17 protein-coding genes and 1 pseudogene are annotated in these 16,361 nt (G+C 32.1%); 5 read left to right on the forward strand and 13 right to left on the reverse strand.

Annotated features, from left to right (window positions below):
- Window positions 1-95 precede the first annotated feature (95 nt).
- Complete coding sequence (locus tag PG912_RS01265) at window positions 96-2,711, forward strand: TonB-dependent receptor (protein WP_275688172.1); 2,616 nt, start codon at window positions 96-98, stop codon at window positions 2,709-2,711.
- Window positions 2,712-2,760: 49 nt separating this feature from the next.
- Here the strand turns inward: PG912_RS01265 and PG912_RS01270 are convergent, their stop codons facing one another.
- Entirely contained in the window at window positions 2,761-3,528 is a 768-nt protein-coding gene (locus tag PG912_RS01270; RefSeq protein WP_260585642.1) for a UDP-2,3-diacylglucosamine diphosphatase, read from the reverse strand.
- 63 nt (window positions 3,529-3,591) lie between these two features.
- On the opposite strand from PG912_RS01270, the gene PG912_RS01275 reads away from it, so the two are divergent.
- Window positions 3,592-4,044 (forward strand): nucleoside deaminase, encoded by a 453-nt coding sequence (locus PG912_RS01275; RefSeq protein ID WP_260585643.1) that lies wholly within the window; start codon window positions 3,592-3,594, stop codon window positions 4,042-4,044.
- A gap of 251 nt (window positions 4,045-4,295) precedes the next feature.
- Here the strand turns inward: PG912_RS01275 and PG912_RS01280 are convergent, their stop codons facing one another.
- The 3 genes from PG912_RS01280 to PG912_RS01290 are packed head-to-tail and all read right to left on the reverse strand — an operon-like array spanning window position 4,296 to window position 5,953.
- Window positions 4,296-4,775, reverse strand: a complete 480-nt coding sequence (locus tag PG912_RS01280) for a methylated-DNA--[protein]-cysteine S-methyltransferase (RefSeq protein WP_275688173.1) — start codon at window positions 4,773-4,775, stop codon at window positions 4,296-4,298.
- An 8-nt stretch (window positions 4,776-4,783) separates the two neighbouring features.
- Window positions 4,784-5,182, reverse strand: coding sequence for an NUDIX hydrolase (locus PG912_RS01285; protein ID WP_275688174.1), 399 nt, complete (start codon window positions 5,180-5,182; stop codon window positions 4,784-4,786).
- 6 nt (window positions 5,183-5,188) lie between these two features.
- The gene (locus PG912_RS01290; RefSeq protein WP_260585646.1) at window positions 5,189-5,953 is read right to left on the reverse strand and encodes a TatD family hydrolase; all 765 of its coding nucleotides are present in this window, start codon (window positions 5,951-5,953) and stop codon (window positions 5,189-5,191) included.
- A gap of 36 nt (window positions 5,954-5,989) precedes the next feature.
- On the opposite strand from PG912_RS01290, the gene PG912_RS01295 reads away from it, so the two are divergent.
- Both PG912_RS01295 and PG912_RS01300 read left to right on the forward strand, forming a co-directional pair.
- Window positions 5,990-6,472: a retropepsin-like aspartic protease gene (locus tag PG912_RS01295; RefSeq protein WP_275688175.1), complete on the forward strand. Its 483-nt coding sequence runs from the start codon at window positions 5,990-5,992 to the stop codon at window positions 6,470-6,472.
- A gap of 214 nt (window positions 6,473-6,686) precedes the next feature.
- Window positions 6,687-6,902 (forward strand): hypothetical protein, encoded by a 216-nt coding sequence (locus PG912_RS01300; RefSeq protein ID WP_275688176.1) that lies wholly within the window; start codon window positions 6,687-6,689, stop codon window positions 6,900-6,902.
- Window positions 6,903-6,938: 36 nt separating this feature from the next.
- Here the strand turns inward: PG912_RS01300 and PG912_RS01305 are convergent, their stop codons facing one another.
- The 3 genes from PG912_RS01305 to PG912_RS01315 form a co-directional block, all read right to left on the reverse strand.
- On the reverse strand, window positions 6,939-7,787 hold the full coding sequence (locus PG912_RS01305) for a hypothetical protein (protein ID WP_275688177.1): 849 nt from the start codon (window positions 7,785-7,787) through the stop codon (window positions 6,939-6,941).
- Window positions 7,788-7,914: 127 nt separating this feature from the next.
- Complete coding sequence (locus PG912_RS01310) at window positions 7,915-9,102, reverse strand: pyridoxal phosphate-dependent aminotransferase (RefSeq protein WP_275688178.1); 1,188 nt, start codon at window positions 9,100-9,102, stop codon at window positions 7,915-7,917.
- Between the two features lie 25 nt (window positions 9,103-9,127).
- Window positions 9,128-10,219 (reverse strand): fatty acid desaturase family protein, encoded by a 1,092-nt coding sequence (locus tag PG912_RS01315; protein WP_275688179.1) that lies wholly within the window; start codon window positions 10,217-10,219, stop codon window positions 9,128-9,130.
- Between the two features lie 146 nt (window positions 10,220-10,365).
- Between PG912_RS01315 and rsmG the strand changes: the two genes are divergently transcribed.
- A complete protein-coding gene (gene rsmG, locus PG912_RS01320) occupies window positions 10,366-10,995 on the forward strand; it encodes a 16S rRNA (guanine(527)-N(7))-methyltransferase RsmG (RefSeq protein WP_260585652.1) in 630 nt (209 codons plus the stop codon).
- Here the strand turns inward: rsmG and PG912_RS01325 are convergent.
- From PG912_RS01325 to PG912_RS01350, 6 genes and pseudogenes are all read right to left on the reverse strand, one after another.
- Window positions 10,996-11,597, reverse strand: a pseudogene (locus tag PG912_RS01325) (arsenate-mycothiol transferase ArsC).
- An 18-nt stretch (window positions 11,598-11,615) separates the two neighbouring features.
- Window positions 11,616-12,083 carry a DUF6428 family protein gene (locus PG912_RS01330; protein ID WP_260585654.1) on the reverse strand — a complete coding sequence of 156 codons (468 nt, stop codon included), beginning with the start codon at window positions 12,081-12,083 and terminating at the stop codon, window positions 11,616-11,618.
- A gap of 48 nt (window positions 12,084-12,131) precedes the next feature.
- The gene (locus PG912_RS01335; protein WP_275688180.1) at window positions 12,132-12,461 is read right to left on the reverse strand and encodes an ArsR/SmtB family transcription factor; all 330 of its coding nucleotides are present in this window, start codon (window positions 12,459-12,461) and stop codon (window positions 12,132-12,134) included.
- Window positions 12,462-12,464: 3 nt separating this feature from the next.
- Window positions 12,465-13,802: a DEAD/DEAH box helicase gene (locus tag PG912_RS01340; protein ID WP_333780676.1), complete on the reverse strand. Its 1,338-nt coding sequence runs from the start codon at window positions 13,800-13,802 to the stop codon at window positions 12,465-12,467.
- 68 nt (window positions 13,803-13,870) lie between these two features.
- Window positions 13,871-14,992, reverse strand: a complete 1,122-nt coding sequence (gene chrA / locus PG912_RS01345) for a chromate efflux transporter (RefSeq protein WP_275688181.1) — start codon at window positions 14,990-14,992, stop codon at window positions 13,871-13,873.
- 174 nt (window positions 14,993-15,166) lie between these two features.
- A complete protein-coding gene (locus PG912_RS01350) occupies window positions 15,167-16,360 on the reverse strand; it encodes a multidrug transporter (RefSeq protein WP_275688182.1) in 1,194 nt (397 codons plus the stop codon).
- Window position 16,361 lies beyond the last annotated feature (1 nt).

Raw genomic sequence — 16,361 nt, forward strand, 5'->3', positions numbered from 1 at the left:
ACACATTTACTTGTTGTGTATTGTATATATTAGTATTTTTAACAAAAATTAACTATTTTAATATGGATATAAAAATTAACCAAAAAAACACAGTAATGCAAAAATTAAAAATTTTTACATGTGTTTTATTAATGACTTTTACCTCTACTTTAATTGGGCAAACAATTAAAGGTAAAGTAATAGATGAAAGTGGAGAACCGCTTCCTTTTGTGAATGTTTTGAAAAAAAATACCGTAAGAGGTGTTAGTACAGATGAAAATGGAGAGTTTTCTTTAGATGTAAAAGAATTACCAGTTACTTTGGTGTTTTCTTCTGTAGGGTTTACATCAATGGAACAAATAGTTTTTGAAAATTACTATGTAAACGTTGTTTTAAAAGAAGGAAATGTTCTAAACGAGGTTGTATTAACAGGTAACCGTTCGAAGCCTAGAACTATTTTAGATTCGGCAGTACCTATTGATAATGTAAGTTTAAAAGAGTTAGAAGCTACTGGTCAAACAGACATTGCTCAAATGTTAACGTATGCAATACCTTCTTACAACTCAAGTACTCAGGCAATTTCTGATGGTACCGCTCACTTTGATCCAGCAGATTTAAGAGGATTAGGACCAAGTAGAACATTGGTTTTAGTAAACGGTAAACGTAAAAATCAAAGTGCTTTAGTATATGTAAACGACACTCCTGGTAAAGGAGAAGTTGGTGTAGATATGAAAAGTATTCCTACAGCAGCAATCGAAAGAATTGAAGTTTTACGTGATGGAGCATCTGCACAATACGGTTCTGATGCCGTTGCAGGAGTTATCAATATTATTTTAAAGAAAGATATCGATTTCACGAAAGTTAATGTTAGCGCTGGAGTAACAAAAGAAGGCGATGGTTTTAATACTGCAGCAGATGTAAACCACACATTTACATTTGGTAATGGTGGTTTTGTAAATGCTACACTTGGGTTGAGTTATCAAGAAAAAACAAATAGACCTAACTCTGTTACGAAAGATGTTTTGTTTGGAGGGGTTATAGATAACCAATGGACACAAGACAATCCTGGTTTAGGAATGCAAATTGGATTGCCAGAAATGAAAAAAGGAGATTTATTTGTAAATGCTGAGTTTCCTTTAAATGAAAACACAAAGGTATATGCTTTTGGAGGGTTTAATATTAGGCAAGGTAGCAGTTTTGCACTTTATAGAACACCTTATTTTCCTGGTATACCTACTGATCCGGCTGACAACCCTTTTAACGATGGTAATGGAGATTATCAAGGTTTTCAACCAACTTTCGAAACTGATATTAAAGATTTCTTGTTTACAGGAGGAACTAAGTTTAAGTTAGGTGAATTTGATGCGGATTTAAGTGCTACTTATGGTAAAAATTCTGTAGGATATACAGTAGGGAACACTTTTAATACATCTTTAGGATTGGCTAGCCCAACATCTTTTGATGTAGGAGCGTATGCTTTTAGTAATATCATAGGGAATTTTGATGTAAGTCGTTCTTTTGGGGACGTAAGTATAGGTCTTGGTTTTGAAGGGCGTCAGGAACAATTTGATGTAACTGCTGGTCAGGAAGAATCGTATGTTAATGGAGGAGCTCAGTCTTTTCCAGGATTACAACCAGGTAATGCTTTAAGTGAAACTAGAACCAATATAGGTGGATATGCTACTTTAGATTGGGATGTTTCTGAAAAATTCTTAATTGCTGGGGCTGTTCGTCATGAAAATTATTCTGATTTTGGAGGAAATACTTCTTGGAAAGTAAGCTCGAGATATAAATTAGGTGAAGCAGGGGTGTTACGAGCTTCATATGGTACAGGATTTAGAGCACCTTCTTTACATCAAGTATATTTAAGTAACGTGCAAACATTGCTTACTGCGGGTGTAATATCAAATCAAGGAACATTTAATAATGTAAGTCCAGTAATTAAAGATTTAGGAGTGGCTTCATTGTTTGCTGAAACTTCTAAAAGTTTCTCTGGAGGTTTAACTGTAAAGGCATCTAATAACTTTACAATTTCATTAGATTATTATAATATTAAAATTACTGACAGAGTTGTATTTTCTGGAGAAATTACAGGAACAGATGATAACGGAAATGCAAATGCTGATGTGCAACAAATTTTAGATGACAATAGTGTAACAAGTATTAAGTTTTTTATAAATGCTGCAGATACTGAAACAGAAGGTATAGATTATACAATGCGTTATAAAAATATTGATTTTGCTTCAGGTAAATTAGGACTAAACGTAGCTTTAAATCTTAATAGCACAAAATTACAAGGTGAGGTAAAAACACCAACGAAATTGTCGGGTTATAAGAATGCTATTTTTAATAGAAAAGAACAGGCAAGAATTATTAGCGCTAGACCAAGTACTAAGTTCTTGTTTGGAGCAGATTATAAAATTAATAAGTTTACAGCGAATTTAAATAACACTTATTTTGGTGAAGTAACATGGCAACATGCAACAGATCCAGCTAATGATCAAACTTTTAGTGGAAAAGTAATTACTGATTTATCTTTTGGTTATGAATTTTCAGATATGATTTCTTTCACAGCACAGGTGAATAACTTATTTGATATTTACCCAGATGTGTTAGATCCTAAAGGTGATCTTTCTACGAATTTAGGAGGCCGTTTTAAATATCCTTGGGAAGTAAATCAATTTGGATTTAGTGGAACAACATTTAAAGCAGGATTTGCATTTAAATTCTAAAAAAACAACAATTATCTATAAATAAAAAGCACCTGAAAAGGTGCTTTTTTTATGACTTATATTTTTTTAAAGATAATTTTTCACCTTCAAAAACTCCGTAGGTAAAATATTGCACCCAATCGCCAGTGTTTATATATTCACTGTTTTCTTGCAGTTTAATTTCTAAAGGAAGATGACGGTGGCCAAAAATAAAATAATCATAATGTTTGGTTTCTAATTTGCGCTTGCAATATTGAACCAGCCATTCTTTGTCCTCTCCTAAAAATTTAAAATCTTCATCGCCAGAAATCATTTTGTTTTTAACGGACATGTATTGCCCTAATCGTACTCCTAAATCAGGATGTAACCAACGAAATAACCATTTAAAAGGTTTAAAAGTAAATACTTTTTTCATACGTTTATAACCTTTGTCTTCTGGGCCTAAACCATCACCGTGCCCAATTAAAAGTGTTTTTCCGTTTATAGAAAACTCTTGTGGACTATGAAATACAGGGATATTTAATTCCTTCTCAAAATAATCAGCCATCCATAAATCGTGATTTCCAACGAAGAAATAAATCGGAATTCCGCTATCTTTAATTTCGGCTAATTTTCCTAAAACACGCACAAATCCTTTTGGAACCACGGTTTTATATTCAAACCAAAAATCAAATAAATCACCTAATAAAAAAATAGCTTCAGCATCTTCTTTAACTTCATTTAACCAGCGAACAAACTTCTGTTCTCTAGGAAAGCTAGCTTCGGCAGTTGGTGCGCCTAAATGTTGATCAGAAGCGAAATAAACTTTTTTATTTTTGGTGGTGTTGATAGAAATCAAAATTGTAATTTTTGGTAAAAATAACTAATTTGAGCTACTTTTGTAGAAAACACTACCAATACCATGGAAATAAATCCGTTTGACGATACTTATTTTATGAAAAAAGCGCTGCAAGAAGCTGAAACAGCTTTTGATAAAGGAGAAGTTCCTGTAGGTGCAGTGGTGGTTTTTAAAGATCAAATAATAGCAAGGGCTCATAACTTAACAGAAATGTTAAATGATGTAACTGCGCACGCCGAAATGCAAGCTTTTACTGCAGCTTCTGATTTTTTAGGTGGAAAATATTTAAAAGATTGTGTGCTATATGTTACGTTAGAACCTTGCCAGATGTGTGCAGGGGCAAGTTATTGGACACAAATAGGAAAAATAGTATACGGAGCCAGCGAGCCAAAATTAGGTTTTAGTGTATTGCAAACAAAACTACATCCGAAAACGAAAGTGGTAACAGGTGTTTTAGAAGAGGAGTGTGGTTTTTTATTGAAGAAATTTTTTATTGAAAAACGTAATTTGAATTAATAAGAACTTGAATCCATTAACCTGAATTTAGTTCAGGTTCGAATTTTTATTATGCAATATTCTTTACAGTATGCGATGCCGAACTAAATTAAATGCATCATGTTGATGTTTATTACTGTTGTGGATTTACGGAAAACACTGAAATTACATGATAGTTTTTGTTTTTAGCCCCGATTGTAGCATTTGTTTGAGCTCCTCGCAGAGAGCGAGTGCGAAAAGCGGGAAATAGCTTCGAATAATTATGTTGAGTTTTAAAATAAGACTTGTTGTTTACAGCCGCTTTCATGTTCTAATAACCATTTTTTGCGCCATATTCCGCCAGCATATCCTGTTAAAGAACCATCTGAGCCAATTACTCGGTGACAGGGAATGATTATCCAAATAGGGTTTTTGCCGTTGGCAGATGCTACTGCTCTAATTGCTTTTGGGTCACCAATTTGTTTGGTTTGCTTTAAATAAGTGCTGCTTTTATTAAAAGGAATGTTTAATAATTCATTCCAAACCTTTTGTTGAAATTCTGTGCCTTGTGGATTTAATTTTAAATCGAATATTTTTCTGTTTCCGTTAAAATATTCGTTCAACTGTGTAACACAGTCTTGCAAACAAAGTGGAATTTTTGCGGAAGTTTCAATCGCATCATTTATAACAGAAACAGTTTGAATACCGTTGGCATCACCTACAATTTTTGCAGTACCAATAGGCGTTTTGTAATATGTAATTTCTGTTTTCAAAATACTAATTAAGTTAACTCTCCTTTTTCTTTTAATTTCTTGAATATCTTTTTATCGACTTCCGAAATGATGCCTAAATCGTTGGAATTTAACCATTTTATTTCTCCTATTTCACTAGTTGGTTCTGGTATTCCTAAATATTCAGCTTTATAACAAGTCATTTTTACAAGAATTCCTGTTTTGTCGCCATCAGATTGTGCTATAAAAGTACCAAAATACATAATTGTATTGGGTGTAATAGCTACATTTAATTCTTCTTTAATTTCTCTAATTAGGGTTTCCTGATCGGTTTCCTGACTTTCTCTTTTTCCTCCGGGAATATAAAACTTCTTTTTTCCCTTAGATCTTGTGCTTAATATTTTTCCGTTTACAATTTTAATTAAAGCGATTTTGTCAATCTCTTTCATGCTTTTTTACACTTTAAAAATGTCTTTTGAATTTTGAGTGGTAATTTCAGCAATTTCATTGAAAGTTAACCCGTAAATATCTACTAATTTATCTACCACATTAGCTACATAAGCACTCTCATTTCTTTTCCCTCGGTAGGGAGTTGGCGCTAAATACGGTGAATCGGTTTCTAAAACAATATGTTTGATATCAATTTCGTTTAAGAATTTATCTATTTTACCGTTTTTAAATGTGGCAACTCCTCCAATTCCTAATTTCATGTTGTAAGAAATAGCTTTTTGTGCTTGTTCTAAAGTTCCTGTAAAACAATGAAAAATTCCGAATAAATCAGTCCCTTTTTCACTTTCTAATACCTCAAAAATCTCATCAAAAGCATCACGACAATGAATTACAATAGGTAATTTTTTTTCTTTTGCCCATTGAATTTGAGTCCTGAAAACTTCTTGTTGTTGGGGTAAAAATGTTTTATCCCAATATAAATCGATTCCTATTTCGCCAATCGCATAAAAATTACGCTTGTCAATCCACTCTCTTACATGTGCGAGTTCTTCTTTGTAATTTTCTTTAACAGAGGTAGGATGTAAACCCATCATTAAAAACACATCGCTTGGGTAGTTTTTTTCTAAATCGAACATGCGTTCTGTGTACGAACTATCAATTGCAGGAATAAAAAAACGAGAAACACCCGCTTCTTTTGCGCGTTGCATCATTTCGTTTCTGTCTTCGTCAAACTGTTCTGAATATAAATGTGTGTGAGTATCGGTAATCATTTATTGCTGTATATTTACGTTACAAAAGTACAAGAAATGGCAGGTCTGAAAAAAATATTAAAGAAAAAGAAATATATTAAAATTAAACTTAAAAAAATAGTCACCAATCATTTAGAGCTAAAGGCAGAAATAAATGGTGTAAAGGGTACGTTTATTTTAGATACTGGTGCTTCGAATTCGTGTGTAGGACTAGATTTAATTACACATTTTAAGTTAATATCAGAAGAGAGTGAAGTGAAAGCGGCTGGAGCTGGCGCAACTGACATGGAAACTAGGAAATCAGATAACAATTCATTAAAAATCGGAAAATGGAAAACAAATCAATGTAATTTAGTATTGTTTGATTTAACACATGTAAATACAGCTTTAACACTACACAATGCCGAAAAAGTAACAGGAATTATTGGTGCAGATATTTTAGAAAGTGGCAAAGCTTTTATTGATTATGATAAGAAAGTGTTATATCTAAAAAAGTTAAAGAAAAAGAAGCGTAAACATTTATTTAAAGTGCCATTTTAGAGTGTGTATTTTAGTTAAAGTTTGTTAAATTTAACTAGTAGTTATTGAGGTTTATTGATAGTGTTTGTTGATTGGTGTAAGCCGTAAATATTGAGTTTTATAAAAGAGTCACTTCGTTTTATTATCGATTAATTAAGTGCTATTTAAAAATTGTGGTGTAACATTTTATTTTGATAGCCGTCGAATTAGTGTAGTCAATTAAAAATCAACAACCATGAAATCAACTGTAAATAATTTAGTCGTAGAAAGAGGAATTTTAACATCAGCATATAAACAAGAGATTCGAGAGAATATTAACTCGATGAAAATTGAATCTTTATTTAGAGTTAAAAATAAATTAAGAAGAAGTAGCGCTAACTTGTATAGTAAAACAGCTACAATTTTGAAGGTTTCAGTTTTTGGATTAGCTGTTGTAATGATGATTTTTTAAATAGTAGTATTGTGTGTTTTGTAGTGGCACTACTCATTAAAAAGATGAACTTATTAGGTTTAGGTAGTTTATTGCTTCTAAGATGATAAGGCCAAAATTAATAAAGGTTACATAATAAGATATAGTTTCTAATTTGTATTGTTCATTTTTCTTAGTTGATATTATTTTAGATATAAAGAATAAAATGAAAAGCAAGAAACCTCCAATCATTGGTATATAATAGATAATGGTTTCTCCTTCTCCAAAAAATTGCGAAAACGTAAGTGAATTACCAAATAAATAAATAATTACCCAATTAATACTAAAGAATAAAACCTGTAGTATTAAACTGCTTATCAATGGAGCTATCCAATCTGGATTCTCTTTTTCTACATTATTATTGGTAAGAAATAGGATAATATAAAATGGGCAAAAAGAATGTATTAGCAGTCTAATCCAAAAATTAATTTTTAATTCAGAAAGTTGTAGTGTTAAAAGTTTTTGATAAGATAATACATCAAAAAAACTAAATACAGTTAGCGTAAGGATAGATAATGCAAGTAATGGAAAAAATATAAAACCCATAATATTGCCTTCCATTCCTTTTAAATAAACACGCAGAGTAAACCCTGTTATTAACCAGGTAACGGCTGATATTAATAAGTTTTTAGGAACAAAAACGTCCCAAATATTAAAATCAATATATAAACTACAAAGATAAGTTAAGCTAAGTATAACAATAAGATAAATGGAATAGAAGCATAAATAAGGTACTAGTTTAAGTTTTGTAACATTTGTTGCTTCTTTAGTAAAAAAATACGAATTTTTTTTAAATGAAAAAGCTATAAAAATTAAAAAAGAAAAAGGGTTAAAAAGTATATTAATAATAGCAAGTAATATGTTCATTATAAGTATTTCTTTAAATAACAGCTTTGTAAAAATATCTTAAAAGAAATAAATAAGGGTAGTAATTTTAAAATTACTACCCTTATTTATTATAAAAACCTATTTAGATTGTTTGAATTCTAAAAGATTAACTCAATATTTCTTTAATTCTTTTTACAGCTTCGCGTAATTGTAATTCTGATGCTGCGTACGACATACGAATACAGTTTGGCGCGCCAAAAGCTTCTCCTGTAACGGTAGCTACATTAGCTTCTTCTAATAGCAACATAGAAAAATCACTTGCATTTTTAATTTCAGTTCCTTTAACTGTTTTTCCGAAGAAAGCAGAAATATCAGGAAAAACATAAAAAGCACCTTCTGGTACGTTTAGCTTAAATCCGTCAATTTCACCTAATAAACCTAAAATCATATCTCTACGAGTTTTAAATTCATCAACCATATATTGTACTTTAACAGGTTCTGCTAAAACAGCCGTAATTGCAGCACGTTGTGCAATACAGTTGGTTCCTGATGTAATTTGACCTTGCATTTTTGTACAGGCCTTAGCAATCCATGCTGGAGCACCAATAAAACCAATTCTCCATCCTGTCATAGCAAAGGCTTTTGCCAATCCGTTTACGGTAATAGTACGATCGAACATGTTTTCGATAGCAGCAAAACTAAATGGTTTTGTTCCGTAGTTAATGTGTTCGTAAATTTCATCAGATAATATATATATCTGCGGATGATTTTCTAATACTTTTGCTAACGCTCTGTATTCTGCCTCACTGTAAATAGTTCCGCTTGGATTATTTGGTGAGTTAAAGAAAATCATTTTTGTTTTAGGTGTAATCGCTGCTTCTAATTGTGCTGGAGTAATTTTAAAATCGCTATCGATAGAAGAAGGGATTTCAACAAATTTAGCTTCACATAAAGTTGCAATTGCTGAATAACTTACCCAATACGGAGCTGGTAATAAAACTTCGTCACCCGGATTTAATAATACCTGTGCAATATTTGCGATAGATTGTTTTGCACCTGTTGATACCACAATCTGATTCGGAGCGTATGTTAAATCATTATCACGTTTAAATTTTACGCAAATAGCTTCTTTTAATTCCACATATCCATCAACTGGAGTGTATGAATTATAATCTTGATTAATTGCTTCAATAGCGGCATTTTTAATAAAATCAGGCGTGTTAAAATCAGGTTCTCCTAAACTTAAACTAATAATATCTTTACCTGCTGCCTTTAACTCTCTTGCTTTAGCAGCCATTGCTAAAGTTTGTGAGATTGGTAAACTGTTAATTCTGTCCGATAATGGATGTGACATTTTGTTGTGTTGTTTGTTGTGTTGTTTATGCTAATTGTGGCTCTTTACCTAAAGAACTTAATTGTTTAAAGTGCTCGATAAGAGCTCTCGACATTGTTTTGTATTCGTTGTACGGTAAGTTAAACTCTTCCGCAGTTTCCTTTACAATTTTTGCTAATTTGTTATAGTGAACATGAGAAATATGAGGAAAAATATGATGTTCTACCTGATGATTTAATCCGCCAGTATAAAAGTTAACTAACCAATTTTTAGGAGCAAAGTTAGAGGTTGTGTATAATTGGTGAACTGCCCAAGTATGCTCTAAATTCCCTTCTTTATCAGGTAAAGGCATTTTTGTATTTGGTACTACGTGCGCTAATTGAAAAACAACACTTAAAATCATACCCGCTGTATAATGCATAATAAAAAAACCTAGCAAAACTTTCCACCAAGCAATATTTACAACCAATAAAGGCAATACAATCCACAACGAATAATAAACTACTTTAGATATTACTAATTTTGTCCATTCTACTTTAGGATTCGGAAATTTACCGTACGATAACTTACGTTTTAAATAACTACTCATTTGTTTAAAATCGGTAGTTATAGCCCAGTTAATAGTTAATAATCCATATAAAAATATAGAGTAAAACTTTTGAAACTTGTGTATTGGTAACCAAGTAGAATGTTTAGAGAAACGGATAATTCTACCCGCATCAATATCTTCATCATGTCCTTTTACATTGGTAAATGTATGGTGTAATACATTGTGTTGTACTTTCCAATTATACACATTACCTGCTAAAATGTAAATACTACTTCCCATTAATTTATTCAACCATTTTTTGCTCGAAAATGATTCGTGGTTAGCATCGTGCATTACATTCATACCCACACCAGCCATACCAATACCTGTAACTACAATAAGTAGCGCCATAAGCCATTGTGGCATTGTAACGGTTAGTATTAAAATAAAAGGAATTAAAAAAGTAGCAAACATGATAATTGCTTTAGAATATAGTTTCCAATTACCTGTACGCTTAATGTTATTTTCTTTGAAATATGAGTTAACGCGTTTATTTAGAGTTCGAAAGAACTTTGCGTTGTCTATCCTTGAGAAGTTTATTGTCTTCATTTATTGTATATTAGGGATCGCAAAAATAAACGTTTTTACTCGATGGTTATTGCTTAGTAGTAACTTTTTAACAAGAAATATATCTTTTGTTAGATAATTAACTATTACGAATTAGTTTTTTACTTTTGCAACGAAAAAAATAATCAATGGAACTTATAAAAAAATACTTTACCGATTTAACTGAAACACAGTTAGAACAGTTCTCTAAACTACAAGAATTGTATGAGGATTGGAACTTAAAAATTAACGTGGTTTCGCGTAAAGATATTGATGAATTGTACTTGCGACATGTATTACATTCATTAGGAATAGCAAAGGTTATGCAGTTTAAACCAGGTTCTAAAGTGATGGATGTTGGTACAGGTGGCGGATTTCCTGGTATTCCATTAGCAATTTTATTTCCTGAAACGCAATTTCATTTAGTAGATTCTATTGGTAAGAAAATAAAAGTAGTAAACGAAGTTGCTGAAGGTTTAGGTTTACAAAACGTTAAAACTACGAATGGTCGTGTTGAAGAAGTAAAAGACACGTATGATTTTATTGTAAGTAGAGCAGTAGCGCAAATGGAAACTTTTGTTGGGTGGACAAAAGGAAAAATTGCCAAAAAACAAAACCACGATTTAAAAAACGGTATTCTGTATTTAAAAGGTGGTGATTTAACCGAAGAGCTAGAAAAATATACATCAGCAACTACTTATGATTTACCAGATTTCTTTGAAGAAGAATTCTTTGAAACTAAAAAAGTTGTCCATTTAGGGATGAAGTTTAAAGCATAATTATTTTATAGCAGAAAAAACATAGTGCATTTCTGCTGCAATTTGTAAACTACGCTCTAAATATTTTTCTTTTTCTTGCGGAGTGTTATCATATATTTTAGGGTCTTCAAAAGTAATTGGGAACTTTTTTCTGCTCCAGAAATAAACGGACAGCCACCATCTGCTTGCGAACATGTCATGATTGCACAAAACGCTGAAACCGGATTAAAGTCATCATCATATTTCTTAGAAAAACCGATTATAGCAGGCAAGTTATCACTGTGTTTAATAGCATAAACAGGGTTTGTGTTTGCTGATAATGATTCAATTTTAAACCCGTTATCTCTTAATGTCGCAACAATTGTACTATTCATATTTGTAGCTTCGGTACCGCCCGAATAACTATTCACAAAAGAAACCGTATAATAATGCGCCATAGTTTGCGCCCAAACTTGTGCTAAGTGACTTCTTCTTGAGTTATGGGTGCAAATAAAATTAAGATTTATAGGCTCTTTTTTAGTCGCTTTTTCCTGAATGTATTGTAGTAAAGGATTCAATATTTGTTTTCTTTCTTCGGAAACAAAAGGTAAATCCAATATTGTTTTATTTATAGCTGGATACATTTTTATCAATTTAGTATATTAACAACAACCTGATTCTGGTGAACAAGCATTTTGTGTTTGTATTTCTGCTAACTTCATTTTAGGCTTTTCTTGCGGAATACCACAGTTATCTTTTGCTAAACAATCCGTTTTAGTAGCCGTTAACACGAAATTTGTTCCGTCAAAATCCAATCCATATTTACCAATTGTTGCGCCTTGATATTCTACTTCAATATCTAAATCTGCAATATTTAATACTTTTTCAGACAGCTCAATAATATGTGTTAATTTTTCTGGATGCAATCTATGATCATAATCATCAGCTTCCCATAACTGAAAGTTTGCTACTTCTTCGTTTCTTACAGTTCCGCCACAATCGATAAAGTTTTTAGTTACACGCCCAACTTCTGTTACGTGAAAATGGTTTGGCACTAAATCTCCATTTGGTAATTGAAAAGCAATTGTTTTTAAGGATGCTAAATGTTTTTTAATTTCTGATAATTTCATGTCTTTTTATTTTAATTGTAATATTACGATGGATAATTGTAAATTTTTTTAACAGCAATTATTCGATTCGCTGTCGAGGTTTAAAAAGTTATTTAATAAAGATTTTATGGTTGTCCAATTCTCTTGATCAATACAATAACAAACACTGGTTCCTTCGATGTTACCTTTTATCAATTTTAAACTTTTCAACTCTTTTAAATGCTGAGAAATGGTAGGTTGCGCCAATCCTATTTCATTTACTAAATCTCCACAAACACACGAATTAATTTTAAATAAGTGTTGCAGAATAGCAATACGAGCAGGATGGCCTAGCACTTTAGCTATTTTAGCAAGATCGTTTTGCTGTGGTGTAAATTTTTCTGATTTGGTAAGTCCCATTGTTTAATTATTATATTGCAATATTACGATTAATAATTGATTTAAAACAAAATGCTCCGATATTATTTTGTTATCGGAGCATTTTTTATTTTGTAAGTGGATTAATACCAGCGTTTCTTCTTCTTTTTTAGAAGCTTCAGATTTACGTCCTTTTTTATTTTTACTGATAGTATTTGGTTGTTTTATGTGTTTTGGTTTTACTAAAAGAAACGGGTGATCTTCAATGATTTTTATAGGTCTCTTTAAAAATTCTTGAATTTCTTTTATGTAGCTAGTCTCGTCTGCACTACAAAACGAAAAAGCAATACCCGATTTTCCTGCTCTACCAGTTCTACCAATTCGGTGAACATACGTTTCAGGTACATTTGGTATATCTACATTAATAACGGCATCAATTTTATGAATATCAATACCACGAGCGGCAACATCTGTAGCAATTAAAATATTTACTTTATTGCTTTTAAAATCTTCAATAGCTTGGTTACGTAAAATTTGTGTTTTATCTCCGTGAACACTTGTTACTTTATATCCGTTTTTTATAAGTGTTTGCTCTAATTTATCAACACCAAATTTGGTACGTCTAAAAATAAGAATACGACCTTGTATTGTATTACGTAGTAAGTGTAAACATAAATCTACCTTATGTTTTTTAGGTGTGTAGTATAATAGTTGACCAATTTTGTTAACCGTGTTATCAGTAGGAATTACGTTAACTGTTTCTGGCTTATATAGCATTTGCTTTGCCAAATCACTCACTTTTTCGGGCATAGTTGCCGAGCATAAAAGCGTTTGTTTTTTACGAGGACATAAGGCTTCAATCTTTTTAACATCTTGAATAAAACCCATGTCTAACATTAAATCAGCTTCATCTAAAACAAAAGTTTTTAATAAGCTTAAATCGATGCTTCCTTGTTCATTAAGATCTATTAAACGACCAGGAGTTGCTACTAAAACATCTACTCCTTTTGCTAAAGTTTCTTTTTGTGCTTTTGTTGATATTCCTCCGTATACAACGCCGGTAAGTATGTTGGTATGTTTTGCGTAGGTGTTAAAACTCTCTTCAATTTGTATGGCCAATTCTCTGGTAGGACTTACGATTAAAGCTTTTATTTTTTTAGGACCTCTTTCAGGAACTAAAGCTAATTCTTGCGCTAAATTATGGATAATAGGCAATGCAAAAGCTGCGGTTTTACCCGATCCTGTTTGCGAACCAACAATTACATCTTTTTTATCTAGCACTAACGGAATCACTTTCTGCTGTACTAACGTAGCTGTGTGATATTTTTCTTCGCTTAATGCTTTTAAAATAGATGGATTAAGATGTAAGTCTGAAAATTGCATTGATTATTTTTTTTGCAAAGATACTCTAAATCAAACAATATAAGTTCGATTAAAGTATTAGCAAAAATCTAAATATAAGTCAATGCATAACCCAGTATAGACCCCCCTAAAACTATAAAAGCACTATTCAGTTTTTTAAAGCCAAAAACAACAATTAAACTAGTAATAGCAATAACAATCGTTCGCCAATCTACTAAAGTATCTTTTGCCATATTTATACAAACAGCTATAATTAAAGCTACGGCAGCAACATTAACTGCGTCTAAAACCGAACGAATAATTTTAGAATTCCTCATTTTTGGTATTAATGGATTCAATACCAACACAAATATAAATGAGGGCAAAAAAATACCGATTGTAGCTACAATTGCACCAATTATTCCGTTTAGTTGCCACCCGATAAAAGTAGCGGTAGATAAAACAGGATCAGGAGTAATTTGACCAACAGCAACAGCATCGATTAATACTTGGCGAGTTAACCAGCCATTTGCTACTAATTCGGAGTCTAAAAAGGCAAATAATACATAACCACTACCATATAGTATGGCTCCGATTTTTAAGAAGGTTACTAGTATTTTTATGTTACTTAAGTTTACAAATTCACTTGCCTGAAAGGCTAATAGCGGAATAAAATTATGTAAATTGTTTTTGTTTCTTTTAAAGAAATACAATCCTAAACCAAGTATACCGCAGCCAAAAAGTGTTAGAATTTCATTAATGCCTAATAAACAAGTTACTAATGCAATGGCTCCTAAAACGGCCAATTCGGTATTTTTAATTGCTTTTTTACCAAGTCTGTAGCCTGCCATCACAATAATAGCAATTACTGCCGGTTTTATACCGTAAATAAAAGGTTCAACCTTTGGTAACTGTCCGTATTCTTGATACAGCCAAGCAAATACTGAAGTGATAATCACCGCAGGAAAAATAAAACAGAAGCCTGCAACGACTAATCCTTTCCAACCTGCTCTTTCATGACCGCAATGCATGGTCATTTCTGTTGAGTTTGGTCCAGGGATTAAATTAGTGGCGCCTATAAGATCTAAAAAATGTTCTTGGGTCATCCATTGTCTCTTTTTCACTACTTCATCTTCCATCATAGCAATATGAGCTGCCTGGCCACCAAAACCAATACTCCCTAGTTTAAAAAAGAGTTTTGCTATTTCTTTTAAGTCGTTTTTTTGAGGCATTTTTGGAATCTAATTAAATAATATTATACTCGTTTTTTAATGGTAAACAAAGCACTTAAAAACAGGGTTTAAGTAGTATCAAAAATAGTGTTTTTTAGTTTCGTTGCCTATAGTATTAAATGCAAAAAAACCGAGCAATTATGCTCAGTTTTTAATAGTTAAGAAATGTATTTCTTATTGTCTTGTCCAGTTAGCTCCCCAAGTAGCATAATCTGTACCTGTTGCTGCAGCGTTTTCAGTAACAAATTGAGCATCAGTAAAAGCAACACCTGTGTCGTTTTTTACTTTAACAGTTACATCATCAAACTTTACATCCGTAGCTTTTAAATCACCAGAGGTAACTCCGTTACCAGTAGGATTGTCAGTAGCGTCACCATCAAGGTCAAATCCTTCGGCAAAACCAACTAATAAAATGTTTGAAAAGATACCTTGAGTACCAGCTCTTAAACGGATAGCTTCATTAGCAGTTCCTGAACCTAAACCTTCAATAGTTACGTTTGTAACGGTAGGCTTAGAAAAGAAGTTAGAACTAGATAAGTTTCCGATATCAGTATTGTAACCATCGCATTCAAAACCTTTATCGTGATCAGTACCATGTTTTACATAAGCGTTTGTAATTGTTCCTGTATAACCCTCTGTCCAGTCGATAGAATCATCTTCAGCATTTACTACAGAAACATTACTTACGTTTACTGTACCACCAAAAAACTCTACACCATCGTCTTTTCCTTCGAACATTTGAATAAATTCTACTGTAGTATTGTTACCAACACCATAGAAAGAAAATCCATTGTTTTCAGAAGAACCATCAGCTTTACCACCAGAATACTCTACTCTTACATAACGTAAAACACCAGAATCGTCATTTGCAGTTTCACCACCATAAGGTAAACTTGCAATTTCTGAAGTAGAAGTAGCAGTACCACCAGTTACTGAATTGATAGGTGCTTTTCCTAATAAAATTAATCCCCCCCAATCACCAGCATTTGGTGTTGTTGCGTTAGATGTAAAAATAATTGGTTGGCTAGAAGTACCTTCTGCCATAATTTTCGCTCCTTGAGCGATTGCTAAATATACATCTGCACCAGTTGCAGCAGCTTTAATAATTGTTCCTGCAGGAATTGTTAATGTAGTACCGTTTTCAAAAATTACGGGACCTGTAATTAAATAAGATTTTGTAGCATCTAAAGTTAAATCTGCCGTGTAATTACCTTGCATTGTGATTACCTCATTGTTAGTAGACCCACCACCATTATTGTTGTTGGTAGTACTGTTGTCGTTGATAATAATATCTGCAGTACCATCTTCTACACAAGATGTAAGTAATGTAGCAGTTAAAGCTAATCCTAATAAAATTCTATTTTTCATT

It is taken from the genome of Tenacibaculum retecalamus, assembly GCF_027941755.1.
In the GTDB taxonomy this organism is placed as follows: domain Bacteria; phylum Bacteroidota; class Bacteroidia; order Flavobacteriales; family Flavobacteriaceae; genus Polaribacter; species Polaribacter haliotis_B.

Bases quoted from the DNA above. Each gene is read 5' to 3' on its own strand.
- PG912_RS01265 (WP_275688172.1), top strand. From the start codon at position 96: ATGCAAAAATTAAAAATTTTTACATGTGTTTTATTAATGACTTTTACC.
- PG912_RS01275 (WP_260585643.1), top strand. From the start codon at position 3,592: ATGGAAATAAATCCGTTTGACGATACTTATTTTATGAAAAAAGCGCTG.
- PG912_RS01285 (WP_275688174.1), bottom strand. From the start codon at position 5,182: ATGAAAGAGATTGACAAAATCGCTTTAATTAAAATTGTAAACGGAAAA.
- PG912_RS01290 (WP_260585646.1), bottom strand. From the start codon at position 5,953: ATGATTACCGATACTCACACACATTTATATTCAGAACAGTTTGACGAA.
- PG912_RS01295 (WP_275688175.1), top strand. From the start codon at position 5,990: ATGGCAGGTCTGAAAAAAATATTAAAGAAAAAGAAATATATTAAAATT.
- PG912_RS01300 (WP_275688176.1), top strand. From the start codon at position 6,687: ATGAAATCAACTGTAAATAATTTAGTCGTAGAAAGAGGAATTTTAACA.
- PG912_RS01305 (WP_275688177.1), bottom strand. From the start codon at position 7,787: ATGAACATATTACTTGCTATTATTAATATACTTTTTAACCCTTTTTCT.
- PG912_RS01310 (WP_275688178.1), bottom strand. From the start codon at position 9,102: ATGTCACATCCATTATCGGACAGAATTAACAGTTTACCAATCTCACAA.
- PG912_RS01315 (WP_275688179.1), bottom strand. From the start codon at position 10,219: ATGAAGACAATAAACTTCTCAAGGATAGACAACGCAAAGTTCTTTCGA.
- rsmG (WP_260585652.1), top strand. From the start codon at position 10,366: ATGGAACTTATAAAAAAATACTTTACCGATTTAACTGAAACACAGTTA.
- PG912_RS01330 (WP_260585654.1), bottom strand. From the start codon at position 12,083: ATGAAATTATCAGAAATTAAAAAACATTTAGCATCCTTAAAAACAATT.
- PG912_RS01335 (WP_275688180.1), bottom strand. From the start codon at position 12,461: ATGGGACTTACCAAATCAGAAAAATTTACACCACAGCAAAACGATCTT.
- PG912_RS01340 (WP_333780676.1), bottom strand. From the start codon at position 13,802: ATGCAATTTTCAGACTTACATCTTAATCCATCTATTTTAAAAGCATTA.
- chrA (WP_275688181.1), bottom strand. From the start codon at position 14,992: ATGCCTCAAAAAAACGACTTAAAAGAAATAGCAAAACTCTTTTTTAAA.
- PG912_RS01350 (WP_275688182.1), bottom strand. From the start codon at position 16,360: ATGAAAAATAGAATTTTATTAGGATTAGCTTTAACTGCTACATTACTT.